Raw genomic sequence first — 26,484 nt, forward strand, 5'->3', positions numbered from 1 at the left:
TTAGCGCTTTTACTTTAAGGGAATAAAATGAAAAAGCTAATCGTAATAATCATTTCAAGTTTACTATTTCTATCTGGTTGTAGTTCACTGAGTGAAGACTCTCTAAGCAGTAATGAAAATATGGTATGCGAAAAAATAGCGGTGACAGGTAGTAATATTAAAAAGCGTACATGCATGTCAAAAGAGTTGGCAGAAGAAAGACGCAAAAAAAACCAAGAGGCAATGAGAGAAATTAACAAAAGAGGAAATATTTACCAAGATAGGAACTAATTTTACTACTAAGTTTAATTGCAATACTTTAACTTATGTTCGAAATTTTGATGTGTTAGTACTAATAATAATGCGGACAGGTTATCTATATTAAGTAAACTATTTGCTATTAAACTTACCCCTCCTCCAGGCTACATTATTTCATTGAATTTCGACTATCTGCCAAACCTTGTTAACGTGGTAACTTTGTATTTAGTTGGTGTTTTCTCGTATTTCAATAACGTATTTTTTACAAAACTATTATATATGATTCATCTCTTGGTTTATTTAAGTGGTTGATTTTAATCGCAATAAGTTTTTTAAGTGTTTGTCGTTATTTATAATTTATAGCTTATTTATTTTGAGTAACTATAAACTATAGTTGTTCTATTTCTAGCGATAATCATTGTAGAGGCTCCCGGCAAAAGTATCTGTAAATATGAATATAGAGGATATCCCGCATTACACTTAATAGGGGATAACTCTTCTTAAGTACATTCAATATTAACAGTTAAGGCCTTATCAGATACATGTAGCTTATCTGATGATTTTGGATGTTTTAACTTTGATTTACCGGTTAATGTGATACTCAGATGAATGTTATCAAATTAGTAAATAAAGAGATGGTTTTAATATCATTAGAACAAGTATTAAGGAATAATATTGGCCAGTTAATAACCAAATGTTCAAGCACTACCTTCACAATTGAGTTCATAATTTCCTCTCATTAAACAAACACTCATCAGTCGATGCTCTTTTCGAGTATAAAAATGATAATGAACATTTTTACGACATATCAAAGAAAGTTTATTTATGATTTGCAGCTGGCTAGCTCAATAAATCAGGTTAAACACGATGTAGGCCAAATTACAAAATAATATAACCAAACTTATAATCTGACATGTGTACCCAATAGTTCTAAACTGAATTTTTCAAACAAATTAAATGCAGGCAGTAGTAGGTATTTACATAAAAGCCACACAGGTAGCTTGGTTATAATCTGCCTATCCTAAAAAGACCAGGATAAAATTTAAGTGATTACTTCAAAAGGTTTTTTCCACATATCTAAGTTAAAAAACATAAAATTTACAACTCAGATTGCAAAATAAGGAAGGAGTAAGTAATTATGCATGTTTACACATTAATTGGGTCCATTCCTATAATAAATTTTACAAGCATACTATAAGTCATATACTCGAAAAGATTAAAGTAATCGCATATATATCTTATTGTTAAGGTATAAAAGTGAGGTTATCTAATTGATAGTAAAGTTATTTTTTATTTCACCTTAAATAAAAGAGACACTTTTTTAAACCTGCAGCTTTAGATATTTCTACTAAATATGAATGTTTTTATATATTTTAATGATGCTTTGTTACAAATCTTTACAAACATTCAAGTTATTGTTATTAAAGTGTTTTATTTTAAGGTGATATAAGCTTTAAATATACACATATTACTTTTTCAATAAAATCAGCTGCTTACTGTTGGTTTTAATGTAATGGTGAAAGATACATTTGTTATTTTTGCTGGTTTAAAGTTAATAATGTGTTGACCTCTTTGTTTCTCTAGTACTATCATCCGTCACACAATAAAGTCCTACTGTACCTTCATATAGGCATTTTTAGTCTTATTAAGTGGCTTTATTGCGCATTAATTTTAAAAATTAAGCATAAATAATAAAATAGTATTCTAGGGAGAATCAAATGTTAAACAATAAAATTTCAAAGGCAGTTCGCTTAGCGATTGCTTTTGGTACAGCATCAACGGCTGTTTTTTCGGCAAGTTCAATTGCGGCAGAAGAAGGCGTTGAAAAAGTAGAACGTATAGAAGTTACAGGTTCACGTATTAAGCGCTTCTCAGAGGTTTCACCTACTCCTGTAACTACAATCACCGGCGAAGAGCTATCTAATGCCGGCATCACAAACATATCAGATTTGTTACAAAAACTGCCTTCATCTGGCGTAGGCTCTGCACCTACAACAACTACTAACACTATTTTTGGTGCGGGTATAAATACTACAGATCTTCGTCAGCTTGGAGAAGGCCGTACTTTAGTACTTGTAAACGGTCGTCGATACGTAGGTGCTTCTGTAGATAATCCTGCGGTAGATTTAAACGGCATTCCGACTGAAATGATTGAACGTATGGATATTGTTCATGGCGGCGCGTCAGCAGTTTACGGTTCAGATGCAATTGCGGGTGTAGTTAATATTATTTTGAAAAAGTCTCAAGATACTATGGACTTCAACTACAAAAAATCTATTACAGAACAAAGTGGTGGTGAAGAAGAGTCTTTTTCATTCACATTTGGTGGTGAAAGCGACAAAATAAGTTTTATTACGAGCTTATCTTACTCAGAAACAGAACAGCTTGAAGCTCAAGACCGTGACTTTCTTCGTAACCCAGTTTCTGGAATGTTAAACCCTGATAATGTTTCTGACACAGATGGAATTCCACAGAATATCTTAGCTACAGGTGAGTTTGCCGGTTTGCAAACACTAGGCTATTACGATCGCGCAGGTGATGCATTCTTACCTGATGGCCATGTTGTATTTGGTGATAATGGTGAATTTAGTCCCGTTGCAGTTGGTGGTGTAACAAGACCTGCACCGAATAATCAACTTAGATATTTTGGTGACGGCTTCTCTAATGGTTACAAATTTATTGAACATCAAGATCTTGCAACACCACTTAATCGTTTCAATGTTTTTACAAACATTGTAAATAATTATGCTGACGATCATTCAATGAATTTTGAAGTTTCTTTTTCAAAAGCAAGTGCTTATGCAGAAAGTAGCCCAATTTTCCTTGCTGAATCGATTCGTTCAGATAATGCATTTTTAGACCCAGCTGCTAAAGCACAACTAGATGAAGCTGGTAGAGATTCAGTTACAATTTATAAGCTAGCTTCGGGTTTCGGTAATCGTACCTATGAAGATGATCGTACAACACTTAATACAACTCTTTCTTTCCAAGGGTTATTACTAGAAGAGTTCGATTACGAAGTATATTTTAGTTACGGTCGCAATAAAAACGACACTACATGGAACGGTGAATTCCTTACTGAGAACTTTAACAAGGCTATTGACGCGGTAGAAATTGACGGAGCAATTCGTTGTGCAGACCGTGATTCAGATGGTTCTTTAGTTGGTGCGTTAGATGGTTGTCAGGCATTGAGCCTGTTCGGTCTTAATGGTGCATCTCAAGAAGCTTTAGATTACGTTACTACCTCAGCATCAATTTCTAAAGTTAAACAGCAGCAAGTTATTGGTGGTGTTATTTCAGGTTATGCTTTTGATATGCCTGCCGGTGGTGTTTCTTTTGCTTTAAGTGCTGAGCATCGTAAAGAAACTGGTTCTAATGAACCTGGTGCAGCAATGCAGAATAATCTAGTGTTTGGTAACTTTGTAAAAGCATGGGATGGTGAATTTACAGTTGATGAAATTGGTGTTGAAATGTCAGTTCCATTATTAGTGGATGCACCATTTGTTGATTCATTAAGCCTTGAGTTAGCCGCTCGTTACATGGATTACTCTTCAGTGGGCGATAATGTAGCTTGGAAGGTAGGCTTTAACTATGCAATGAACGATGAACTTCGTTTCCGTGGTACAAAGTCTAAGTCGGTTCGTGCTCCATCATTATCTCAACTTTATTCTGCTGGTACTCAGTCATTCGCGTCTTATGGCGATCCATGTGACCAAACTAATATATCTACAGCGAGTGATAGCAAAAAAGCAAACTTAATTGCTAACTGTCAAGCTGCAGGCATTCCAAATCCAGGTACTACAGTTGGAGATTGGAGACCATCTGATGATTGGCGTAGTGTTACTCCGCCAAGTGTGAATTCAGGTAATGCAAACCTTCAAGAAGAAACGTCTGACGATACATTATTTGGTGTAATTTATACCCCAACTGAAAATATCACGTTAATTGCAGATTATTGGAGTTTTGACGTTGAAGATGCAATTAACTCTTTAGGTGCACAGCGTGTTATTGATGATTGTTACGAAGCGTCTAGTTTAGATAATAGTGCTTGTGACTTAGTTGACCGTGATCCTACGACTCTTGATATTTCTGAGGTTCGTAATGGACCATATAACTTAGCATCTTACTCTCTTAAGGGTGTTGATTTAGAAGGTACATACAAGTATGAAACGAGCTACGGTTCATTTAACTTCCGTTTACTAGCAAGTTACCTTGAGCATAGAGAGTTTAATACAGATGTTTCTAGCGAAGGCTATGAACCAACACCTACAGTTGGTGAAGTAAGATACCCTCGTTGGCAGGGTAACCTAACGGTAGGCTATACTTACGATGATTTATACGTAGGTATGATTGGTAAATACCGTCATTCAACAGTATTAGACAGAGAGTGGACTGCTGAAAATAACAACTATAATGATGTTCCTTCTTATACAGAATGGTCAATAAATGGTCGTTATACTGTTAGCGAAATGCTTGAAGTAAGATTAGGTGTTTCAAACTTATTTGATATTACACCTCCTAGAAACCCTGGCACATACGATGATGGTGAGTTTTTCGACGTATACGGCAGACGTTTCAACTTAGGACTAAACTTACGTTTCTAATATCTTTAGTAAATAAGTTTATAAACGAAAGTGTTTAATATTAAAGCCTACTGAAATTTCAGTAGGCTTTTTTATGTTTTACTTGCCCTAATATGTTTTTATACGAACCGGCTTATATATGGGGTTTATTTAACGATAAGTAAATTTCGCTATAACTAGGCAAAAATTTTTACATCTAGTTGATATTACGTTTCTTTAGACTGGAAATTGTTGGATTTACTTAGCGGTTCTTCAGAAGTTTAAAAACATAATGGATACCAACAAAAGATTATCTTTCATTACTTAAGCTGAAAATGTGGTGATTGGATATATTCTTGGGTAGTACAGGCCTCAACCTTGATCATATCTGATACGCCAATTACTTTTTTTGATAAAGAGGTTACGTGCTTCAAAGCTACGTTAACAACGTCTTCGTATCCTTTAAAAGCCTATTCTAAATTTATTATATTCTAATCTGATGAATAGGGTGGTGCTTTAATATCTTTGAGTTTTAAAGCTATCAGCAGCATCACATTACATCACGCATAACAGCAGCTCTTTCATTTTTTCGTTTCAGTATTAAGCTTGCGTCACTCGCATAGCGTCTTTATCTATATAAGGAGTTATTAACACTCCTACCTCGCCGACTTTCTGAAATACAGACTAAGCATTTATACATATTTAATAGTAATTACTACAAAAAGTGACTCAGCTATTTTAGTTAGCCTGCCATCGGTGTGCGATTTTTGAAATCAATGAACATATAGCTTTATGGATTTTTTCTTTTTTAGAAAGGCCAAGTAGTACTTTTTCAGATAGTTGAATAGCTATAGTTGTCTCAATCATTTTTGTTAATTTTATGTAGGTAATTTATTTTTTGCATGCTTTTACACCTACATAATTCGCCACAATAAGGAAGTAAGTAACTTGTTTGAGGCGAGACTTAGATATGATTTCTTCAGTAAATAGCACTTATTCTAAATCAAGTTTTTGCAATAATGCAATAATGCAAAAAGAGCATTGTGTTTGTTTTTTGTTACTGTAAAGCTTTGTAAATAAAGAGTTTTATTTGGTTAGCCAAGTGTTGACCTTTTGCATGAGTTAGGACTACTATTCGAATCAAAATAGGTACTGTGATTAATTACAGACCGTTTTTGAAGGCAAAACAATTAAAATAGTATTCTAGGGAGAATCCAATGTTAAATAATCAAGTTTCAAAAGCTGTTCGCTTAGCGATTGCTTTTGGTGCAGCATCTACAGCTGTTTTTTCTATGAACACAATCGCTGCAAACGAAGGTGTTGAAAAAGTAGAGCGTATTCAAGTAACGGGTTCACGCATAAAGCGCACTGATATTGAAACAACCGTGCCAATCACATCAATTGGCCGAAGTGATATTATTCAAATGGGCGCATTGAATGTAGCTGATGTTTTGAATCAATCCCCGGTCACTATTGCTGGTTCAAACCAATCAAATAGTGCATTTGGTACTACAGGCGTTGGTCTTAACACTACATCTTTACGTAACTTAGGTTCTTCAAGAACATTAGTATTAGTGAATGGTCGTCGCTTTGTATCAGGCGTTTCTCCATCAAGTGGTTATGCGGTTGACTTAAATGCAATACCAGCATCAATGATTGAACGTATTGATATTCTTAAAAGTGCTTCTTCAGCGATTTATGGTTCAGATGCTGTTGCTGGTGTTGTGAACATTATTACGCGAAGCGATTTTGAAGGTGTTGAAGTTAACGCTCAAACAGGTGTTTCAGGTGAGTCTGATCGCGAAAAATATTCTTTAAACCTTACTGCTGGTAATAGTTGGGATTCAGGTAGTGTAACAATTGCTGCTGGATATGATGATGATAAAGGTCTGAAGTCATCCGATCGAGACTTCTCAAGATATGATGAAGCTATATTTTTGAATGATGAGGGTGGTGAATATGTTGGTATTCAGAATTCTTCATATCCGCCTCAAGGCCGTGTTGGCGCATACAATGCAGATGGGACACCTTATGTAGGTGATGAGAATTCATTCAATCGTGCTTCTTACCGACAGTTAGTTACTCCGCTTGAGCGTAAATACGCAGCAGTTAATTTTAAACAAGATATTTCAGATAGTGTTCACTCTTTCACGGAAGTAAACTGGAATTCATCTAAAACATACAACTCGACTATTGAACCAACTCCTTTTACTACGGATGATGTATATCTACCTTCACGTGGTGGCGTTGGTGGGATTAAACTGGGAAGCCCTTTAGTTCCAGACCTTTTACGCCAAAATTTAATGTCTGATAATCCTGATTTAACAATGGATAATAATATTCCAACGTTAGTTCGCCGTATGGTTGAGTTTGGTGCTCGTTCAACAGATTTAGAGCGTGATACTATCCGTATTGCGACAGGTATAGATTGGGAAATTAATGACAACTGGCTTTTAAACTCTTATATTTCATGGGGTAAAACTGACCAGCGCCAAGAAAATGGTGGTCAAATAAATGTTGAACGTGCTGCAAATGCATTAGATGTATACACTAACGCAGAAGGTAACGTCCAATGTTCTAATGATTTAGCAGTACTTCAAGGATGTGTGCCTTTAGATTTGTTCGGTGCAGGAACTTTGTCTGATGAAGCTGTTGCATATGTAAGATCACCTGCAAAATCTCAAGGTCAAGTTGAGCAATTTATATTTTCAACAACCCTTTCAGGTGAATTACCAATTGAGCTAGAAGGTGGTATGGTTGGTCTAGCAGTTGGTGCAGAACATCGTCTTGAAAAAGGTTCATACTCTCCAGGTGATTTAGCGCAAACTGGTGCTTCAAGTACAAATAAATCTGAGCCTACGAATGGTAGCTTCTACACTAACGATGTTTTTGTTGAAACTGTATTACCAGTTCTCGAAAATGTTGAACTAGATTTAGCCGCTCGCTATTCAGATCATGAAATTGTTGGTGGACAAACAACATGGAATGCAGGTGTACAATACTCTCCTACAGATACAGTAAAATTAAGAGCATCAGCAGCGCGAGCTATTAGAACTCCAAATATTGCTGATTTATTCGGTGGTAGAGGTGAAACATTTTCAGGTGTTGCAGATCCATGTGATGCAATTACTGCATCATCTACCGGAAATGTAGCGGCTAACTGTCTTTCTATCGCTGAAGTGGCTAATCGAGTTGCTACTGAAGGCGCATTCAATTTAACAACTATTGAACGTCAAAGCACTGGCGGTTATGTTGGTGGTAATGAAGATGTAAAAGAAGAAACATCTGATTCATTTAGTGTTGGCGCTATTTGGCAAGTGACTGATGAATTTTCATTAACGCTTGACTACTACGATATTGCTGTAGATAACGCTATTGCTACCACTGCTAGAACAACGGTATTAAACCGGTGCTACGGTGTTAATCCATCAGACTTTGATGCGACATGTGGTGGGGCAATACGTGATACAAGAGGTGCTTTGACAGAAGTTAGCTCTGGTACTAGCAATGAAAATGATTTAAGCACAAAAGGCTTGGATATTGAATTAAGCTATAAACAAGAATTTGCTTACGGGCAATTATCAGCTGACTTGATTTGGAATCATTTGTATGAGTATGCTGAAACATCAATTGAATCTGGTGAAGAGATAGATTACAGAGGTGAAGTATTAACTCCTACTAATCGTGCAAATTTAAATTTAGGCTATGCAGTTGATGACTTTGCAGTATCATGGCGCATGAAGTACTGGGCAAGTTCAAATGATAGTAATATTGAAGGAAACCAAAATTTCTCAACTGGTGCTCCTTTAGAAAAGTTTAATCGCTTCCCGACTGTTATTTATCATGATCTATCAGGTACTTATAACATCACGTCTGGAACAGACGTTACTTTGTCAGTTCGAAATGTTTTTGATAAGCAACCTCCTGTAGCAAACCAAAGTTCTGTAAGTGGAGCATCAGGTATAAACACTGTTGGTGAAGCTTATGATGTTACTGGTCGTTATTTCCAGTTAAGCTTTACTACTAAGTTCTAATTATTATTTATATAAAATGATAAAAGCCGCGATTTTAATCGCGGTTTTTTTATAAATAAATTTTATATACATTAATAAATTATGTGTCGTAGTTATTTTTGAAAAATACCCTTATACTAAAAAAGAATATTTAAATAAATCTAATCACACAATTTAGCGAGATATAAATGAAAGAAGTCCGATCTTTTATTAAAACAGCATCATTAACGGATCTTGAAAAAGCCCAACAGCTTATCAATGATGCAATTTCAAAATATACCCAGCAGCAAAAAGCGAAACAGGAAGTTTTGGATCTTTTAAAAGAAAAAGGACTTACGCTAGAAGATTTACAAGATGGGGCATCTGACAAACGTACTAAAGTTAAGCCTAAGTACCGCATGGAACTTAATGGTGAGACTATTGAATGGACAGGCCGTGGCCGTCGTCCTAAAGCGTTTGAAGGTGTTGAGCTTGAGAAGTTTTTAGCTTAAAGCTAAATATAAGAGAAGCTTCGGCTTCTCTTTTTTGTTTCCCCCTCAATAAAATATAATTAAAGTTTAAAACTCCCAGCTATTATTTGCTAAAATCTCTTCACTCAAACCTATTTGTTTTCCCATGAGCTATAAACTAAGACCTTACCAGCAAGAAGCCGTAGAACGAACCGTTTTACACTTTAGAAAGAGTAATGATCCTGCCGTTATTGTGCTACCAACCGGCGCAGGTAAGAGTTTGGTTATTGCTGAACTTGCCCGTATTGCTAAGCAAAAAATATTAGTACTTGCTCATGTAAAAGAGTTGGTAGAGCAAAATTCGCAAAAATATAAAAGTTTTGGTTTAGAGGCGAGTATATTTTCAGCAGGTTTAAAAGAAAAGTCATTAAACCATCAAGTAACCTTTGCCAGTGTGCAATCACTTTCTCGTAATTTAAATAAATTAAATGAGCATTATTCGTTACTTATTATTGATGAATGCCACAGAGTAAATGGGGATAAAAAAAGCCAGTACGGAAAAGTAATAAGTAGTTTAAAAGAATATAACCCTCAGTTAAAAGTATTGGGTTTAACAGCAACACCTTATCGGCTAGGAACGGGGTGGATATACCATCATCATTATCATGGCTTTGTTAAAGGGACTAAAGAAAGCCCGTTTAAAAGTTGTATTTTTGAATTGCCGCTCAGGTATATGATCAAACATAATTATTTAACGCCGCCTAACGAAGTTGATGCAGCAATTAGCCATTATGATTTTTCGTCCTTAGATAGCAATGCATTTGGGCAATACACGACTGATGACATGAATGCGCTTTTAAAAAACAGTGAGCGCGCAACGAAAGCTATATTACAGCAAGTAATTCAATACAGTGAGCAGCGTGAAGGTGTTATGGTTTTTGCCGCCACGGTATTGCATGCTCAGGAAATATTAAGCTACCTACCAGCTCATCAAAGTGCGCTAATAACAGGTGATACGCCAAACACTGAGCGCGATAAAATCATTAAGCAATTTAAAGCTAAGCAATTAAAGTATTTAGTTAATATTTCGGTATTAACTACAGGTTTTGATGCGCCGCACGTTGATTTTATTGCTATTTTACGCCCTACAGAATCGGTTAGTTTATATCAGCAAATTGTGGGGCGAGGCTTGAGGTTATCTGAATCAAAAACGGATTGCTTAGTAATAGATTATGCCGGCAATGGTTTTAATTTATTTCACCCAGAAGTAGGCGATAAAAAAGGCGATAGTGATAATGAGCCTGTGCAGGTACTTTGTCCTGGCTGTGGGTTTGCTAATATATTTTGGGGTAAAACTGATTCTGCTGGAAAAGTAATAGAGCACTTTGGCAGGCGATGTAAAGGGTTGTTAGAAGACGATAGTGGCCATAAAGAGCAGTGCGATTATCGTTTTAGATTTAAAGAATGCGAGCAGTGCGGCGCTCAAAATGATATTGCTGCACGACAATGCCATGATTGCGGCGCGGTAATGGCTGACCCTGATGATAAGCTACGTAATGCATTAAACTTAAAAGACGCACTTGTGCTTCGATGTAGTGGGTTATCGGTAACTCAAATTAAAGACGATTTAATTAAAATAACGTATTTTGATGAAGATGGCGCAAGTTGCGATGAGGTATATAACCTCGCAAATAAAGGCGGGCAATTTATATTTAATAAGCAATTTGGTCTACGAGTAGGACTTGGGCAAACACCTATTAATTTTAAGACTGCAGAGCAAGTAGTAAACGCACAATTTGAATTAGTACCACCGGATTTTGTTATTGCACGAAAAAGCAAAAAGTATGGTTGGAAAGTGGCTGATAAACTATTTGACTATAAAGGGGGTTTTAGAAAGGCAAATCAGTTAAGCCGCTAAGCTTAACTGATAGAGTACATTGAACTAATACAATTAAAAGGCAACTAAGCTTCTTCACCGTCCATTAATCCCCAGCCATCACCGTATCCATTAAAGCTATTAGCAATACTTTCAATGTATTGCTCTGCTTGTCCTAGAAGGGTGTGCTCTGGCACCATTTGTACTTGAGTGATTACTTCCCAAACGCCAGTGTCTTTGCATTTTTCGAGCTCAGCATTTTGAACTAATGCATCAGAGACTATTTCTTTAGCAAATTTTTCAGCATCGGCTTCTTGTTCAAATAAAATAAAAAAATCGACTTGGTGCATTTTATTTAAATCAATGCCAGCAGCGGCTATTTCGGCTAAAAGTTGGCCGTTATCATCATCAGGGAATTGCATTAAAAACTCATTTAAAATTAATTTTTTATTCGTAGGCACTATTGTAACTAAAATATTGTCTTAACGCGTACTAATTTTAATTATGCTGATATTTATTCAAAGTTAAATTTACGCGTTAGATTGTTATTAAGTTAATGTGTTGCTCATTATGGCTATGCTAATATGCGGGTAATTAACTAGTTTTTTGTAAGATATTAAAAGTAAGGATATTTACTTGTTTATTAAGTTTTTACGTTGCATGTGTGTTGTGAGCGCTTTAATTGCGACAAATAGCTATGCGGCAGAAAAAGTCATAGAAGATTACGAAATTGAAGGGTTAAGTGGCGATTTAGAAAATAACGTAGCTCTTTACCTCAAGCAGTTAATTGGCGAGAAGCCAACCCGTACACTTCGCCGTTATGCTCAAAAACAAGTACAAAATAGCATCAAAGCACTTGGCTATTATAGCCCGACCGTCGAGGTTATTTATGATAAAGACGACAGCGAACTAATTGTTAAAGTTGAACGGGGGCCTGCAACTCGCATAGAAGCAATTAATATTACGCTAAACGGTGATGGTCAAAGCGATACCCAATTACAGGCATTGATTAAAAGCAATCACTTAAAGCAAGGTGATGTTTTAAATCATGGTAAATATGACTCTGCTCATAAAAAAATAGAATCTATGTTGCTGGAGCTTGGTTATTTTGATGCTAAGTGGCCAGCGCGCAAATTAGAAGTGTCGCTTAAAAAAAATAGTGCTGTTATTACTTTCATAATTGATACCGGAGTTAGGTATGAGTTTGGCGATATACAAATTGCCAGTAGTACACCCGCTGAAAAATACATACGCTCTATAGCGCCTTTCTCGCAGGGCCAACCTTATAAATCAACACATATTGCTGACTATAACTTGGATTTATCAAGTACCCCTTATTTTGCCAGTGTACGTGTTTATGCTGACATTGCAGCGCGCAAAAACAGCCAAGTACCGATTAAAGTTGAAGTATTACCCAAGCCAGCTAACAGCTATGAAATTGGCGGTGGTTTTAGTACTGACTTAGGGCCCAAGGTGCGTTTTAAATGGAGTAAACCGTGGATCACAGAAGACGGCCATTACCTCGAAACTAATTTAAATGTGGCACAAAAGCAGCAAGATATTTCCATGGCTTATACAATTCCGGTTGATGATCCTAATGATGATTTATGGCGATTCTCTGTCGGTTATAAATTAGAAGATGAGCTCACAAACGACACTTATAGTGAAATATTAACGGGGCAAGTTCAGCGCCAATGGTTGACCGAAAATAAGTGGGTGCGTACTGCATTTTTACGCCGCGACCAAGAAACCTACCGTATTGGTGATGAAGACGAAGAAAGTACCGAAATGTTAATGCCTGGCATTAGCTACGCGCGCAAAAAATCAAAAGGCGGCACGACTCCTTATTGGGGAGAGCAGTGGCTTATATCTGCTGAGTTTGGCTTAGATGATGTGCTTTCGAGTACTAATCTGATTAGGGTGCAAATGCAACATGCATGGCTACGCACTTATTTTGACCGCCACTTGGTGTTTTTAAAAGCGAATGTAGGAGCAATGCTTGTTGATGATATTAACAACGTGCCATTTTCACTTCGGTTTTACGCAGGTGGCGATCAAAGCGTTCGTGGTTTTGCGTACCAATCAATTTCGCCTGAGAACGATGACGGCGAGCTAATAGGTGGTAAGTATTTACTATCGGGCACGATGGAATATAACTACCAGTTTGCTAAAAATTGGCGAGCAGCTTTATTTGTTGATGGTGGTACTGCGACTAATGATTTTTCTGATGATTTTGAAGTAGGTGCTGGTTTTGGTTTTCGCTATTTAACTCCCGTTGGCCCCGTGCGTATAGACCACGCTTGGGGATTAACAAAAGAAAGTAAAAGCACACGTTTAAGTATTACCATAGGGCCAGAAATTTAATGTCAGTATTAAAAAAGATAACAGCCGCCGTAAGTGCTATTTTTGTCACGTTAGTTGTTGCACTATTTTGTTTGTTATTTACCGCACCCGGTAATCAATTTATTGCTTATAGTGCAAACAAAGCGGTAGATGGACTACATATTGAAATTAAAGATGGCCGTTTTATTTATAATGATGCCTTTAATGTACGCTTTACTAACAATGGGCTGGATTTTAATGCACAACAGTTGAAAATTGATTTGTTTTGGTGGCAGTGCGATGGAATTTGTATAGATAACTTAAGTGCTAAATCTATAAATTTAACATTACCAAAAACTGCAGAGTCACAAGAAGAAGCCGCTGCAGAGCCGCTCGAAAAAATCAGCTTACCTTTTAATATTGCTGTAAAAAACATTGCGATCAATAAATTTACTCTAGAGCATCCAAGTGCAAACGTAAGCGTTAATAATTTTAAACTCTCAGCAAAAGCAGAGGGTTCAAAGCTGACGGTTAAAAGCCTGAATATTCCCACCATACTTCTTGCCTTAAAAGAGCAAGAACAAGATGCGAAAACACAAACGGCGCAAAATACTCAAGCGCCTTTAACGCACCTACCCGCATTGCCTAATATAGAATTTACTTCGCCACTTGATTTAGTTGTTGAAGACTTTGAAATAGCTAAAATTACGATTGAGCAAAACGAAGCCCAACATGTTATTGAAAACATCTCGCTGCAATTAAGTGTGGAAGATGCGGTTATTAATTTAGAGTCATTCTCAGCAAAGTATGAACAGTGGCAGCTTAATACGCATCTTAATGCTGAGCTTGCAGGGAATTTGCCCGTGAAAGGGGATGTTGTTTTACAAAGTGACGAGCACCAAGCCAATTTGCAGTTGAATGGCGACTTATCAAATCTAAACTTAAATTTAGAAACACAGGGGCAATATCCGCTTAGTTTAACGGCAACGGCAAATTTAAAGCAAAAAAACTATCCATTTGAGTTAAATGGAAAAATTAAGCTGTGGCTTATTGATGCACAAAGTAATGAGCTGAAGGTTAAAAATGTTAGCCTTAATGCTAAAGGTAATGCCGACGACTATCAGCTTACACTGCTGGCAAATAGTCAATTAGGCGCGTACCCAGCTGTTGACTTAAATACCCAATTAAAAGGCAGTCTTACCAAAGCAACTTTACAAGCGCTAAGCATTAAAGCGAACGAAAGCAGTGCAACTATAAAAGCCGATGTTGATTGGCAAAAAGGCATACAGGCTAACTTTAATGGCACGCTTGCTAATTTAAAAGCGCAGTATTTAACTGACGCTGTTACCAGTGATATTTCAGGGCAGTTTGAAGGCTCGTTTAATGCAGCAGCAGATACGTGGCAGCTACAAATGAATAATACAAAGCTAGACGGGCTGCTTAACGATGTACCACTAGAATTTGCCTCAAACTTTAAGCTCGATAATACGTTAAAAGCGAACATTGATAACTTTTATTTAAGTAGTGGCACCAACAAGTTAGCGCTAAGTGGACAAGTTGATGACACTTGGCAGGTTGATGGCAAAGTAACGCTAAGAAGTGATGAAAAAGCTAATATTCCATTTACTGCTGACGGCAACGCAAATTTAAAAGTAAGGGGGGAAAGGTTAACGCCCTCTGTTGATTTAGCACTAATACTCGATCGCTTTATTTTTGATGAAATAAACATTAATAAACTATCAGTAAAAGGGCAGTTAGATACCGCAGCCGATTGGCAAACCGATGTTTCGGTAAGTGTTGGTTCGGTGCTTGTAGCCGAACAGCAAATTAATAGCGTTAAAATTGATATTAGCGGCGACAAAACAGATCACCAACTTACGGCATCTATAAATGCCGAGCAAGGCAGTGTAGAGCTTGAAGTTAATGGCAAAATTAATAATACCACTTGGAATGGCGAGCTTAGTAATGTAACGCTCAGCGATAAAAAGCTTAGTTTTAGTAATACTAAAAATATTGCCATTATGGTTAATACGCAAAGTGGCGACTTTGATGTGAGTGCACATTGTTGGGCATCTGAGCAAAGTAAATTATGCATAGACACCTTAGCGCAGTCAAAAAATCTCGGTCAGTTAAATGCTAAACTAAGCAACTTAGCACTTGAAGAACTTAAGCACTTTTTGCCTGACAATATTCGTACTCGCGGTAATATAGCTGGCGATGTGGCACTTAACTGGCAAAGCGGTGCGCTTAAAACATTACGTGCAAATATCGATTCTACTGATTTAACAGCGGTACTTACCTCTGAAGAAGATCGTTTTAAATTACCTATTGAAACATTAAGCATTAGTGCGTTTTCGGATTCTCAAATTGGCAAGCTTGAAGCTAATTTAGAATCAAGTGTGCTTGGGAAAATAAACACACAAATTAATATCGATGATATACAAAATACGCAAGCGCTTAATGGCACCATTAATATCGATAAAATACTCCTTTCAGACTTACAACCTTTTCTTGAAACCCTTGAGCAGTTAAAAGGTGATATTAGCGGGAAAGTGGCGTTAGCTGGTACGTTAAAAGATCCTTTATTAAATGGCGAACTTAATGTGAGCGATATTAGTTTAGAGGGCGAGCAACTACCTATAGCGCTGCAAAAATCAAACATAAACGTATTGTTTGATAAAACAACAGCCACAATAAAAGGCAACTTAAACGACAATCAAGGCGGTAAAATAAATCTCACCGGTGACGTTGATTGGCAAGGTGCGCAACCTGCTGTAAATGTTGCGGTAGTTGGCGAGCAGTTTTATGTACGTGCGCAGCAAGGGGTCACTTTTAAAGTATCGCCGGATTTAAAAATAGGCTTGGCTAATAATGCACTCAAGCTTGCTGGTGAGGTAGTTGTGCCTTACGGTCGTATAATGATTGAAGAGCTTCCTGAGGGCGCGGTGCAAGTTAGCGATGATGAAATTATTGTTGATCAAAAAACTGAGGCCACCGAGACAGTCCCGTTTGATTACGACATAGATTTAAAAGTGATTGTTAAAAACGATGTAAAAGTAGAGTCGTTTGGCTTGGAATCAAAAGTTGCGGGTGATTTAGCGATAAAAATGAGTCAAGGTGCGCCAATTATAGCCACAGGTGAGCTTAACTTAATTGAAGGTACTTACTTAGCCTTTGGGCAAGATTTAATAATCAGCACCGGGCAAGTAGGTTTTAGCGGTTCAATTGAACAACCATTTTTAAATATTAAAGCAATACGTAACCCAGATACGACTGCAAATGGTGTGATTGCAGGGGTTACGCTCACAGGTAATGTTGAACAACCAACGCTCAAGATATTTTCTGAGCCTGCGATGGATCAAGCACAAGCACTTGCATATTTACTTAATGGCCAACCTTTAGGCGATGGAGAAAGTTCGTCAAGCGATGCTATGCTTACACAGTTATTACTTTCTCAAGGGGTTAGCCGCAGCGAAGGGGTTGTTTCTAAGGTAGGTGAAACCTTTGGGTTGTCAGATGTAAGTTTAAGCTCATCAGGTAGTGGTGATAGTACCAAAGTAGAAATATCAGGATACGTAGCACCCAGTTTGCAAGTTAAATATAGCGTGGGTGTATTTGATTCGCTCAGTGAAGTGGCTGTGCGATATCAGTTACTTTCACAGTTATACATAGAGATAACAAGCGGCCTATATCAAAATGTTGATGTGCTATATAAGTTTGATTGGGAATAACCAAAACTATAATAATTATAAGGATATAAGCGATGAAAAAAATTATATTGCCAGCTCTGCTTAGTGTTTTATTGAGCGGTTGTGCTCAACAACTAGGTGATGATGTTGCTAAACAAGAGCTACCTTTATTGAGCGCGAGTGAAGTAATTGCTAGTGCAGCAGATAATGACTGGCGAGTAGTGAACGCTCAAAATATTTTAAAGATAACGCTGCCAACGGGCGATGCGTATATTGAGCTTAATGAACAACTTGCCCCAAAGCACGTTCAAAATATTAAAAAGTTAGCGCGAGAAGGGTTTTATAAAAATACCAGCGTTTATCGGTTTGTTGAAGGTTTTGTAGCGCAAGGTGGCGACAGCTCGGGTAAAAAGTTAATTAAAACGGCAGATAAAACAGTTCCCGCTGAGTTTTATTTAACAACAAACAAACCACTTTTAATTACTGAGTTAAATGGCGACGGATATGCACCAGTTACAGGCTTTTTAAACGGCTTTGCAGTAGCTCAAAATTCAGCCCATACGCAAACATGGCAAGTGCATTGTAGTGGCGTGTTTGCCATGGCGCGCGATAACGATATAAATAGTGCGAGTACGGAGTTTTTTGTAACCATAGGGCAAGGCCCGCGCTACCTTGATAAAAACATTACGGTGTTTGGTCGAGTGCTCGAAGGTATAGAGCATTTAAATCGTTTAGCGCGTACACCAACTGAAGTAAAAGCATTTAACCCAATTACCAATATACAAGTGCTTGGCGATATACAAAGCGATAAAAGTATATTTAAAGTGATGAAAACAAACTCACCGGTGTTTAAAAACTTAATCAGCGCTCGTAAAAACCGTGTTGAACCATGGTTTGTTAAAGCACATAACTACGTTGATGTGTGTGGTATGCCTATACCCACTAAGCGTGAAGTTATACCAATCCGCAATAATACTTAATCATTTTGCGGGGCTAAACGTGTCGCTACTTGCGTTAAAAGATTCTCATTTACGACTGCATGGATGCAGAAGGTAGAGCAATGCAGGAGCAATTGCCGAGAACAACTAAATAGCGAATTTTTTGCCTAGCTATCAACACGTTTTCCCAGCCTCAAAATAGCTCACTTAATTAAGCGAATTGGTATTAATTAAATATACAAATAGAAAAGGAGCCTAGGCTCCTTTTTTAATACTCATATTCCAGTTTAAAATAACCTACTGACGATTAATTTTAACTGCAAATGGCGTGTCGTTATAATGCGTAGAGCGATACGGGTTTATATCAAGCCCGCCGCGACGAGTATAACGCGCGTAAACCTCTAACTCTTTAATATTAAGGTGTGTTGTTAAATCGCTATAAATACGTTCAACACACTGTTCATGAAATTCGTTATGTGTTCTGAACGAAATTAAGTAACGCAGTAACGATTCGCGACATATTTGCTCGCCTGTGTATCGTATAATCACACTTGCCCAGTCAGGCTGTGAGGTAATTAAACAGTTCGACTTAAGTAAATGGCTGTAGAGCGTTTCAGTCACTACTTCATCGCTTTTTGCTTTAAGTGAATTAGCATCAATATCGTAATTACTAATCTCAATATCTAGCTCATCAATACATTCACCTGGCAGCGCTGTACACGGTAAGCAATTGTAATCATCAGGATTATATAAAGTCACTTTGACAGGGCTGTTAACCGCGTTTGATAAATCATCAATTAAGTGCTGTTTTACTATATCAATGCTTTCAAATCGGGTTTGGTTAAAGCTATTCAAGTAAAGCTTAAACGACTTTGACTCAATAATATGGCTGCTTTGGCACTCAAAGGTAAATAAGGCTACGGCAACTTGCGGTTTACCTTTATTGTTTAGCCATGAAAGCTCGTAACCTGTCCAAATATCTTGGCCTTTAAATGGAAGCTCTGCTTCGTCAATATTTAAAGCATCACGATTTAGTTTGCGCGCAATAGGGAAAAGCAAGCTTGGCGTGTACACATCTACATACTCAGTAGATTGGCCTAATACGCTACCTTTAAGGTCTGGAGAATTGCTGTAATCTGTCATGTTTGCTCTTAAATAGTTACAATAGGGACATTATATCTAATTTAAATGAGTTTCACAGTATGTCTGTTGCATTGCTTATAGAACAACTTCATCAAACATTTAGCGAAAATATCCTGAAAAACACTACAAAGTACCCACTTATTGCGCACGACGAACAATGGCCAAGCCCATGTGAAGTTGGTGAGGTTGACGAGCAAGGAAACATTCAATGGCAGGGCGCGCGACAGCAACCTGCAGGTTCGCTTAATGATTTAGCCAGTGCACTTGAGCTTGAGTTTCCAAAAGAGCTTAGCGAGCTATATGGGCATATGTACGGTGGAAGCATTTCAGCAAGTATTGATGGGCATCAGGTTGAATTACTACAAGCATGGAACGAAGAAGACTTTAATTTGTTACAGCAAAATATAACGGGTCACGTTTTAATGAAACGCAAACTCAAGCAGCCAGAAACGGTATTTATTGGTTTAACAGATCAAGATGATTTACTAGTGAGTGTATTGGTGCACACTGGTGAAGTATGTTTAGAGCACGTAGGCAAAAAAACACACCATGTACTTGCACCTAACATTAATGCTTTTTTAAAGGCATTAGAGGTTTAAAATGCATCTAATAAATCAGCTTAGCGTTATCACTAAGCTGATTTTTAGAGCCATTACTAGGGCGTGTTGACCTTTCGTGATTGATTTTGCAGCTGTATGTTTGGTTTTTAGGCAAGGCAGAGCCTATGTAGTGTGGTTATTCCCCATAAATAGGCGATAACGAAGCATAAATGCCAAACATGCGCTGCCCTTTGGGTTCTTTCTAGGGACGATTTACTCTTTGTTGCTCGGTTTTTACTTAGCCCACTAGGTTACAAACCTCGCGCCGCGATTAAATCGTCCCTAGATTGAACAAATTTCAATCCACAAAGGTCAACACGCCCTAATGGTTACTGAAAATCCCACGATATATTAGACACTAAGCCACACGGCTCACACCTAAAGTCGAATAACCCAAACCACGATTCAGGTAATTTCCAATCACCATTGCAGCTAGGGCATTTTCGTTCAAGTTCAGACGCTTTATCTACGCCGCCTACACGATATAAATAATAATAGGTTGGCTTTTCAGTTAAAAAACTAATTCGCTTTGTTATGTCTTTTCCGCGTCTGTATAAGTCGCTTTGGATACTCGATATTTCTTCAAGTGCCGGAAACTCACAACGGGTTGCGCCATTAATTTGAATTTGATCGCAGGCTTGCCAATCTTCTTGCCATTTTATAAGCGTTTTATAGTCACCATTAGCAATTGCCGGAATACGAAATAACGGCACAGGCAAAAAGTCATCACCACAATAAAGCGGGCTACACGTATGCACATAGGTTGTGTATAAAATATAACTTGATGGTTCTTTACAGCAATCAGCGCCGTTGGAGTGAATATCTTGCCCAATCACTTTTACTTTTGGCGCAAGTAGCCCCGCACTATGTAACTTTTCGATACTGTGCTTAACAAACGGGCTGTTATTTAGCGGGTGCATTGCATCTTCAGTAGGGCACATAACACGGGTAATAAAAAATCCATCTTTTAAAACGGTTGGAAATTCTTCCCCCATTATTTGACCATTAAAACGCAGTGCATTTACTAAGCGATTTATTGCTTGTTCGGCTTGTTCTAGGGTGGTGTCTTGGTAGCAATCAAAAGTTAAATCAACAACGAACATTTATAGTCTCAAATTATTTTTGTTCTAGCAGTGCAAGAAGTTTATCGAGTTTTTGCTCAATTCTATCTAATTGACTTGTTTTAAGCTCAGTACTATCTGACTGCTGTGGGTTTCTCATGAAGTTATTTATTGAATCAGGATTGTTTTTATATTGGCTTACTGCTGCAATAATCATCGGCATAGGAACCGGTTGCGCCAAACGGCTTTTAGTTAGTGCTACAGTAGGGGTTTTGCCTTCATCGAGAAGGGCTTTGATTGCATCAAATACAACTGAATTCATTAGATATATAACTCTTTAATAAAATAAATACGCAGCATATAAATGCTGCGCAGATGCTATGTTAGCAATAAATAAGGGAGGGTACATTAAATAAAATTACTTACTTTGACGAATGCGTACATCTAACTCGTCAATTACTTCACTCCAATCACCGTCTTGTGCAAGCGATTCAGCTAAAAAGTGCTGTTGTGCCTCATCCCAAAAAGAAGCTTCTTGGAGTAGTGCTGTGTCTTCTAATTCATGTGAGGCAATAAATGCATCTATTTGTTCATCAGAATTAGGTAATCCAAGCTGTGCAAATAGTGTATTGATGTCGTGTTTAGTCGTATCCATGATATTGCTCCTTATACCAGTTTTATTAAAAACATGCTCATTCTAGCGTATTAAATAGCTCACTTACTGCGTTAAAAATTACTCATATAGAACAACTATATGTCATAATTTTCGCCTTGTTATTGTGCTATTTTCTTAGCGCTATAAATAGAACACTCATTTAATGCAATTGGTATTAACTAAATGAAAACTTATTCTAAGGATTAACTCTACTCCTAGCTAGTTAAACTCTCGCTGAATTTACGGTTAATAATTTTAGGTATATAGTTAGGTATAAAGTTAAACAGTCTACAGCTAAAATAATAAAGGAAATACAATGAGTGTAACCACGTCAGCTGATACGTTCAGCGTACAGTATTTAGCCGCAGAAGATATTAGCACTGCAGCAAGCCTAATTTATCAGGCTTATCATGACGATCCTGTATTACAAAACATGCTTAGCTACAATGACGAAAATAAATCAGTATACGAAAAAAAATTACGATCATTAATTCGCGAAGAGCTCAGTAGTTTTTGGCAAGAAAAGCAGCCATTAATTGGTTTATACCGCAACGATAAATTAAAAGCAGTAGCGTGTGTATTTGAATCTAATAGCCAATTACAAGCGCAGCGTTATTGGCACTGGCGTTTAAAATTAATGCTGAGTGCGGGCTACTTACAAACAAATCAATTAATAGATAAAGAACAAACAATTAGAGATGCCCTTAAAGAGAAAGGCAATTACTACTTTTTAGCTTTTATTGCCGTAGATCCACATTTTCATGGGCAAGGGTTTGGTCGTTACTTACTACGAGGGCTTGATGATTTAGTTAAATGTAACGCTGAGTCAACGGGGATGGCTGTATTTGTAACGCGTAGAGAACACACTGAATTTTTTAAAACCGAAAAGTTTGAAGCATTTAAACACCTTACTTTTAACCAAGTAGAGGGCGAGTTACTGTTTAAATCAATAATTGAGCCAACTATTTAAAATTATGATGTAAGCCAATGCGCCCAAACGGACATAAGGCCGTGAGATATATCTCATATTATCGTGAGCATTGTCAGTTAAAGGCTATTAATAAGTAGCCTTTTTCAATTCAAGCTATTGTTATTTAAAGTTTATTTTTATTTTTCATTTTTGTGACGTTTATTTGTTTAATGTTAAGTCCTATTTCTCCCCCCTGATTGCTTTAAACTTCTCTTCGTCAAGACGACATAGCTCAATGATTGAGTTACTGCCAAGGATACGGAATAGGCAACATAGCGGACGCTAGCAGGAAGCATAAAGGACAAGCTAAAACGGATACAAGGAAGAATAAGGAAGTGCATGAAGCACTTAGTAGCTAGGAGTTACTTTAGGATAATCACGGATGACGCTACAGGAAGTAGCAGGAGCGTTAGTTTACGCAGGACGGCCAAGATGGCAAGTGGACATTGCAGGATGCAAAAGTGGCAGGAGCTGCTTTAAAGGATTACCAGGGATGATGCTACGGGATGTAGCTAAACGATAGATTTCGTGGGTTTGCCAAGATGGCTATGGATATTGCAGGATGCAAAAAGTGGCAGGAGCTACTTAAAAGGATTACCAGGGATGATGCTACAGTATGTAGCCAAACGATAGATTTCGTGGGTTTGCCAAGGTGGCTATGGATATTGCAGGATGCAATGTGAGGGTAAACAAGGTTGTTTACTCGTTCAGGGGATGATAATACGGATTTAAGATAATGGATATCTAGCAGGATGCAGTCCAATTGGGGCGTAACTTTAGTTACGCCTTAGTTTTTTGTGTTGAATTAAGTTTATTAATTTAAGGCAAATACTCCTAAAGTATATTAAGTTTTATATTTTATGCGGTGGAACAACCACACTTTTCAAAAACTCATTTTCCATAATTAACACACCTTGATAAGCATTTTCACCATCGCTTGAAAATTCAAATATAAATTCACTTTTGATGCCTGGCTTGCCGTTCTTTAAAAAACCAAAGCGGCGTTTTGTGCATGCAACACTCATCAACTGCACCTGCAATTGCTCACTTTGACGTTTAGCATGAACGTTCGCCGCTTCAGCAACCTTTCGGTTAAGCCAAAATAAGTAAATTACACTACCAATAAGTATGAACGTCCATAAACTTGCCATTTAAGAGAATAACCTTCCAATTGCACGCGCGAGGGTTTCGCTACGATTTTCTTTACGTAATAAGCCTAATAAATGCGGGCGAATAGTCGGTATTGCAACTAAGTCAGCAAAAATACTAGGAAACAACTCATCAATTTTTTGATGATGTGCGCAATTATCCATAAATACATGTAAGCGTTCAGGGTTTTCTAATTGCTTAAAACACCGCCCAGCTATTGTTAGTAACACGTCAGAGTCGTGCCTTACCTGTGAGCTTAGTACAGTATCAACTAATTGAGCGCATAACCCTTGAGCTTGACCTTTTGAAACAGATCTTAGTGCTGCGGTTATAGCTAATGTATCGTTATTACTAATTGCGGCCTGTGTGTAATCAACAAGTAACTCACTCATTGATGTTGGTATTTCAACGTGTTCAAGCATGGCACTGAGTGGTTGTAGTACTTCAATAGGTAAATGCGCCCATGCTTTTTGCAAATTACTTAAGTTTGTATCGCTGTCTAAGCGTAGTGCAAAATCGGCAATACCCTGCAGTGCAACACCTTGCCAATTATCAAAACCAATTTTACCGCTAAAGTATAACTGTGCATGCTCGTAATACTGCGACGCAGGCTGTTTTAATAGTACTTTTACTTGGGCGTTAAATGCCGCTAATTTATTTGCGTTTGGTGTAAAAACATAAGGGTTATTATCAAGTTTTCTATCGGCTTGCTCACCTGTGATTTCAGTGCCGAGCGCTTGAATAACCATATCAGCAAAGTGATCGCGGCTAGCACTTACAAGCATACTTTGCTCATCAAGTGGAAACTTTAAAAACCATACATAAGGTTCTTTACTGGCTTTAGTATCCCAAAATTGGATAGCGAGCCAAGCATGACCAGCAAGAGGATAAGGGTAAGGCACTTGAGCTTGTTCAATAGCTAAAAATTGTTTTTTATCGAGTTTAGTAATGTGCCTGCCAATATCAAAAGCACGCCACTGAGTACCCGCACCATCTAAAAGCTGACCTAATGTAGCTATTTGATCACTCATTGTTTTCTCAACTGTTTTTACTGCAAAATTACGTTAATTATACGTCATAGCCGCCTATGAGGGAACAGGGTATAATTGCATTACATATATAAAAGAGGGTGGTTATGTACCAGCAAACCCAAACTTATTTAGTGCAGCTAACCGCACTTTTACAAAAACATGCGCTTTGGCAAAGTGAGCCAATAGACGCTGAGGCACTACTTTCAAATACTCCTTTTTGTCACGATACAATGGCATTTGAGCAGTGGTTACAATTTGTATTTATTAATAAAATACAGCAATTAATAACACATAAACAACCACTGCCTCGTAACTTTGCTATTGCCCCTATGGCGCAAATGACACTTGTGAATAAAGCAGGGAGCGATGAAATAATTGAATTGCTAACAGCCCTTGATTCCTTTTTAGGAGAACCAAATGAGTGAGCGTCCGGCGCCTATTGAATATGGCGAGCTGACTATTTTGTATCAAGATGAAAACTATGTGGCTATAAATAAGCCTTCAGGCTTATTAGTGCATCGCTCGTTTTTAGATAAACACGAAACCCAGTTTGCTATGCAAATGTTGCGTGACCAGCTAGGGCAACATGTATTTTCAGTACATAGGCTCGATAGACCTACGTCGGGCGTATTGCTGTTTGCACTGAGCTCTGAAGCTGCTCGCGATATGAACCAGCTATTTATTGAAGGTACTATTGCTAAACGCTATTTAGCCTTAGTGCGCGGCTTTGCGCCAGAGTCAGTATTTCTAGATAAACCGCTTAAAGAAGAACTTGATAAAATAGCCGATAAATTTGCAGATCAAGACAAAGCACCGCAAGAAGCGCAAACCCAGTTTAATTGCTTGCACCAAGTTGCATTGCCTATTCCTATTGGTAAGTACCCAACAGTGCGTTACTCGTTGGTTGAGTGTTTTCCAAAAACAGGGCGCAAGCATCAAATTCGCAGACACTTAAAGCACTTATCACTGCCTATTATTGGTGATGTAAATCACGGTGATAACCAGCATAATCAATTTTTTAGAGAGCATTTTGAGCTAAGACGCTTAATGTTATTTGCAACAGAGCTTAGTTTTGTGCACCCTTATAGTAATGAATCAATAACAATTAAAGCGCCACTAGGTGAAGACATGCTTGAAATATGTAAGCAGCTAGGTTGGCCAGAGCAAGAAAAGGATTATTAATGGCACATATTAGTATTTTTGTAGGCAGCGTTAATGGCGGTGCAGAGCGTTTAAGCGACGAAGTTGCTGCCACAATTGAGCAAGCGGGTCATACTGCTACAGTAATTACTGAAGCATCACTTGATGATATAAAAAATGCATCGCATATTTTAATTGTTACCTCCACAACAGGCCAAGGTGATGTACCGAGTAATTTGGCAGGATTGTACTTTGCAATGAATAGCACTTTCCCAATGCTTACCGATAAACCGTTTGGTGTAATTGCAATGGGTGACAGATGTTACGGCGATACATTTTGTGGCGCAGGGCGAAGCTTTGACGAGCTACTACGCGATTTACAAGCAAAGCCTGTGGGCAACCGCCTAGAAATAGATGCATGTGAAGATTTTGAACCATGGCCAGTAACCGAGCCTTGGTTAAAAGTATGGCTGGAGAAACTACCTGCTTAATCCTTAACTTTAAGGTATTAAAAAAGGAGCGCATGCGCTTAATGCCAGTCAGTTAAGCTGACTGGCATTTTTCTTTTTATGGGGATACTTAGATGGTTTTGGCTTAACCCATCTGGGATATCTTCTATCCTCTCGTCTAGCTGGAAGCTTAAATAAGAC

Annotated in this window: 20 protein-coding genes; 13 read left to right on the forward strand and 7 right to left on the reverse strand. The window is 37.7% G+C overall.

Annotation, left to right across the window (positions count from 1 at the left end; all coding sequences use genetic code 11):
* Positions 1–27 precede the first annotated feature (27 nt).
* From I6F48_RS12130 to I6F48_RS12150, 5 genes are all read left to right on the forward strand, one after another.
* Positions 28–270 carry a hypothetical protein gene (locus I6F48_RS12130; RefSeq protein WP_024593662.1) on the forward strand — a complete coding sequence of 81 codons (243 nt, stop codon included), beginning with the start codon at positions 28–30 and terminating at the stop codon, positions 268–270.
* A 1,685-nt stretch (positions 271–1,955) separates the two neighbouring features.
* On the forward strand, positions 1,956–4,841 hold the full coding sequence (locus I6F48_RS12135; protein ID WP_197119522.1) for a TonB-dependent receptor plug domain-containing protein: 2,886 nt from the start codon (positions 1,956–1,958) through the stop codon (positions 4,839–4,841).
* A 1,175-nt stretch (positions 4,842–6,016) separates the two neighbouring features.
* A complete protein-coding gene (locus tag I6F48_RS12140) occupies positions 6,017–8,833 on the forward strand; it encodes a TonB-dependent receptor plug domain-containing protein (protein WP_197119523.1) in 2,817 nt (938 codons plus the stop codon).
* 167 nt (positions 8,834–9,000) lie between these two features.
* Positions 9,001–9,303, forward strand: a complete 303-nt coding sequence (locus I6F48_RS12145; RefSeq protein WP_007586043.1) for an H-NS histone family protein — start codon at positions 9,001–9,003, stop codon at positions 9,301–9,303.
* Positions 9,304–9,427: 124 nt separating this feature from the next.
* Positions 9,428–11,179 carry a DEAD/DEAH box helicase gene (locus tag I6F48_RS12150; protein ID WP_197119524.1) on the forward strand — a complete coding sequence of 584 codons (1,752 nt, stop codon included), beginning with the start codon at positions 9,428–9,430 and terminating at the stop codon, positions 11,177–11,179.
* Positions 11,180–11,223: 44 nt separating this feature from the next.
* On the opposite strand, the gene I6F48_RS12155 is transcribed toward I6F48_RS12150, so the two are convergent.
* On the reverse strand, positions 11,224–11,559 hold the full coding sequence (locus tag I6F48_RS12155) for a ribonuclease E inhibitor RraB (protein WP_165725436.1): 336 nt from the start codon (positions 11,557–11,559) through the stop codon (positions 11,224–11,226).
* Between the two features lie 214 nt (positions 11,560–11,773).
* Here I6F48_RS12155 and I6F48_RS12160 point away from each other — a divergent pair, with 214 nt between their 5' ends.
* The 3 genes from I6F48_RS12160 to I6F48_RS12170 are packed head-to-tail and all read left to right on the forward strand — an operon-like array spanning position 11,774 to position 18,128.
* Positions 11,774–13,501 carry an autotransporter assembly complex protein TamA gene (locus I6F48_RS12160; RefSeq protein ID WP_010553690.1) on the forward strand — a complete coding sequence of 576 codons (1,728 nt, stop codon included), beginning with the start codon at positions 11,774–11,776 and terminating at the stop codon, positions 13,499–13,501.
* Positions 13,501–17,190: an autotransporter assembly complex protein TamB gene (gene tamB, locus I6F48_RS12165; RefSeq protein ID WP_197119525.1), complete on the forward strand. Its 3,690-nt coding sequence runs from the start codon at positions 13,501–13,503 to the stop codon at positions 17,188–17,190. Before I6F48_RS12160 ends, tamB begins: the two co-directional genes overlap by 1 nt.
* Before the next feature lie 32 nt (positions 17,191–17,222).
* Positions 17,223–18,128: a peptidylprolyl isomerase gene (locus I6F48_RS12170; RefSeq protein ID WP_197119526.1), complete on the forward strand. Its 906-nt coding sequence runs from the start codon at positions 17,223–17,225 to the stop codon at positions 18,126–18,128.
* A 255-nt stretch (positions 18,129–18,383) separates the two neighbouring features.
* Here I6F48_RS12170 and queF read toward each other — a convergent pair whose 3' ends face one another.
* Positions 18,384–19,229 (reverse strand): NADPH-dependent 7-cyano-7-deazaguanine reductase QueF, encoded by an 846-nt coding sequence (gene queF / locus I6F48_RS12175; RefSeq protein ID WP_197119527.1) that lies wholly within the window; start codon positions 19,227–19,229, stop codon positions 18,384–18,386.
* A gap of 59 nt (positions 19,230–19,288) precedes the next feature.
* Here queF and syd point away from each other — a divergent pair, with 59 nt between their 5' ends.
* Positions 19,289–19,828: a SecY-interacting protein gene (gene syd, locus I6F48_RS12180; protein ID WP_197102652.1), complete on the forward strand. Its 540-nt coding sequence runs from the start codon at positions 19,289–19,291 to the stop codon at positions 19,826–19,828.
* A gap of 329 nt (positions 19,829–20,157) precedes the next feature.
* Here syd and I6F48_RS12185 read toward each other — a convergent pair whose 3' ends face one another.
* The 3 genes from I6F48_RS12185 to I6F48_RS12195 all read right to left on the reverse strand — a co-directional run bounded on the left by I6F48_RS12185 (position 20,158) and on the right by I6F48_RS12195 (position 21,544).
* A complete protein-coding gene (locus I6F48_RS12185) occupies positions 20,158–20,931 on the reverse strand; it encodes a Zn-ribbon-containing protein (RefSeq protein WP_165741318.1) in 774 nt (257 codons plus the stop codon).
* Positions 20,932–20,944: 13 nt separating this feature from the next.
* On the reverse strand, positions 20,945–21,211 hold the full coding sequence (locus I6F48_RS12190; RefSeq protein ID WP_010553684.1) for a hypothetical protein: 267 nt from the start codon (positions 21,209–21,211) through the stop codon (positions 20,945–20,947).
* Positions 21,212–21,307: 96 nt separating this feature from the next.
* A complete protein-coding gene (locus I6F48_RS12195; protein ID WP_197119528.1) occupies positions 21,308–21,544 on the reverse strand; it encodes a DUF2789 domain-containing protein in 237 nt (78 codons plus the stop codon).
* Positions 21,545–21,860: 316 nt separating this feature from the next.
* Here I6F48_RS12195 and I6F48_RS12200 point away from each other — a divergent pair, with 316 nt between their 5' ends.
* Positions 21,861–22,514, forward strand: a complete 654-nt coding sequence (locus I6F48_RS12200; RefSeq protein ID WP_197119529.1) for a GNAT family N-acetyltransferase — start codon at positions 21,861–21,863, stop codon at positions 22,512–22,514.
* An 851-nt stretch (positions 22,515–23,365) separates the two neighbouring features.
* Here the strand turns inward: I6F48_RS12200 and I6F48_RS12205 are convergent.
* Positions 23,366–23,665 (reverse strand): DUF3301 domain-containing protein, encoded by a 300-nt coding sequence (locus tag I6F48_RS12205; protein WP_002963032.1) that lies wholly within the window; start codon positions 23,663–23,665, stop codon positions 23,366–23,368.
* The gene (locus I6F48_RS12210) at positions 23,666–24,694 is read right to left on the reverse strand and encodes a DUF3549 family protein (RefSeq protein ID WP_197119530.1); all 1,029 of its coding nucleotides are present in this window, start codon (positions 24,692–24,694) and stop codon (positions 23,666–23,668) included.
* Between the two features lie 104 nt (positions 24,695–24,798).
* On the opposite strand from I6F48_RS12210, the gene I6F48_RS12215 reads away from it, so the two are divergent.
* From I6F48_RS12215 to I6F48_RS12225, 3 genes are read left to right on the forward strand one after another with little or no spacing between them, the layout of a single operon-like run.
* The gene (locus I6F48_RS12215) at positions 24,799–25,119 is read left to right on the forward strand and encodes a YqcC family protein (protein ID WP_165728588.1); all 321 of its coding nucleotides are present in this window, start codon (positions 24,799–24,801) and stop codon (positions 25,117–25,119) included.
* Positions 25,112–25,876 (forward strand): tRNA pseudouridine(65) synthase TruC, encoded by a 765-nt coding sequence (gene truC, locus I6F48_RS12220; RefSeq protein ID WP_197119531.1) that lies wholly within the window; start codon positions 25,112–25,114, stop codon positions 25,874–25,876. Before I6F48_RS12215 ends, truC begins: the two co-directional genes overlap by 8 nt.
* A complete protein-coding gene (locus I6F48_RS12225) occupies positions 25,876–26,325 on the forward strand; it encodes a flavodoxin (RefSeq protein ID WP_010553680.1) in 450 nt (149 codons plus the stop codon). The genes truC and I6F48_RS12225 overlap by 1 nt, the downstream gene beginning before the upstream one ends.
* Positions 26,326–26,484 lie beyond the last annotated feature (159 nt).

Source organism: Pseudoalteromonas sp. SWYJ118 (assembly GCF_015864505.1).
GTDB lineage: Bacteria > Pseudomonadota > Gammaproteobacteria > Enterobacterales > Alteromonadaceae > Pseudoalteromonas > Pseudoalteromonas arctica.

Coding starts and splice junctions, on each gene's coding strand:
- I6F48_RS12195 (WP_197119528.1), bottom strand. CDS start 21,544: ATGGATACGACTAAACACGACATCAATACACTATTTGCACAGCTTGGA.
- I6F48_RS12170 (WP_197119526.1), top strand. CDS start 17,223: ATGAAAAAAATTATATTGCCAGCTCTGCTTAGTGTTTTATTGAGCGGT.
- I6F48_RS12155 (WP_165725436.1), bottom strand. CDS start 11,559: ATGCAATTCCCTGATGATGATAACGGCCAACTTTTAGCCGAAATAGCC.
- I6F48_RS12200 (WP_197119529.1), top strand. CDS start 21,861: ATGAGTGTAACCACGTCAGCTGATACGTTCAGCGTACAGTATTTAGCC.
- I6F48_RS12205 (WP_002963032.1), bottom strand. CDS start 23,665: ATGGCAAGTTTATGGACGTTCATACTTATTGGTAGTGTAATTTACTTA.
- queF (WP_197119527.1), bottom strand. CDS start 19,229: ATGACAGATTACAGCAATTCTCCAGACCTTAAAGGTAGCGTATTAGGC.
- I6F48_RS12145 (WP_007586043.1), top strand. CDS start 9,001: ATGAAAGAAGTCCGATCTTTTATTAAAACAGCATCATTAACGGATCTT.
- I6F48_RS12185 (WP_165741318.1), bottom strand. CDS start 20,931: ATGTTCGTTGTTGATTTAACTTTTGATTGCTACCAAGACACCACCCTA.
- I6F48_RS12140 (WP_197119523.1), top strand. CDS start 6,017: ATGTTAAATAATCAAGTTTCAAAAGCTGTTCGCTTAGCGATTGCTTTT.
- I6F48_RS12190 (WP_010553684.1), bottom strand. CDS start 21,211: ATGAATTCAGTTGTATTTGATGCAATCAAAGCCCTTCTCGATGAAGGC.
- truC (WP_197119531.1), top strand. CDS start 25,112: ATGAGTGAGCGTCCGGCGCCTATTGAATATGGCGAGCTGACTATTTTG.
- I6F48_RS12225 (WP_010553680.1), top strand. CDS start 25,876: ATGGCACATATTAGTATTTTTGTAGGCAGCGTTAATGGCGGTGCAGAG.
- I6F48_RS12210 (WP_197119530.1), bottom strand. CDS start 24,694: ATGAGTGATCAAATAGCTACATTAGGTCAGCTTTTAGATGGTGCGGGT.
- I6F48_RS12215 (WP_165728588.1), top strand. CDS start 24,799: ATGTACCAGCAAACCCAAACTTATTTAGTGCAGCTAACCGCACTTTTA.
- I6F48_RS12135 (WP_197119522.1), top strand. CDS start 1,956: ATGTTAAACAATAAAATTTCAAAGGCAGTTCGCTTAGCGATTGCTTTT.
- I6F48_RS12130 (WP_024593662.1), top strand. CDS start 28: ATGAAAAAGCTAATCGTAATAATCATTTCAAGTTTACTATTTCTATCT.
- tamB (WP_197119525.1), top strand. CDS start 13,501: ATGTCAGTATTAAAAAAGATAACAGCCGCCGTAAGTGCTATTTTTGTC.
- I6F48_RS12150 (WP_197119524.1), top strand. CDS start 9,428: ATGAGCTATAAACTAAGACCTTACCAGCAAGAAGCCGTAGAACGAACC.
- syd (WP_197102652.1), top strand. CDS start 19,289: ATGTCTGTTGCATTGCTTATAGAACAACTTCATCAAACATTTAGCGAA.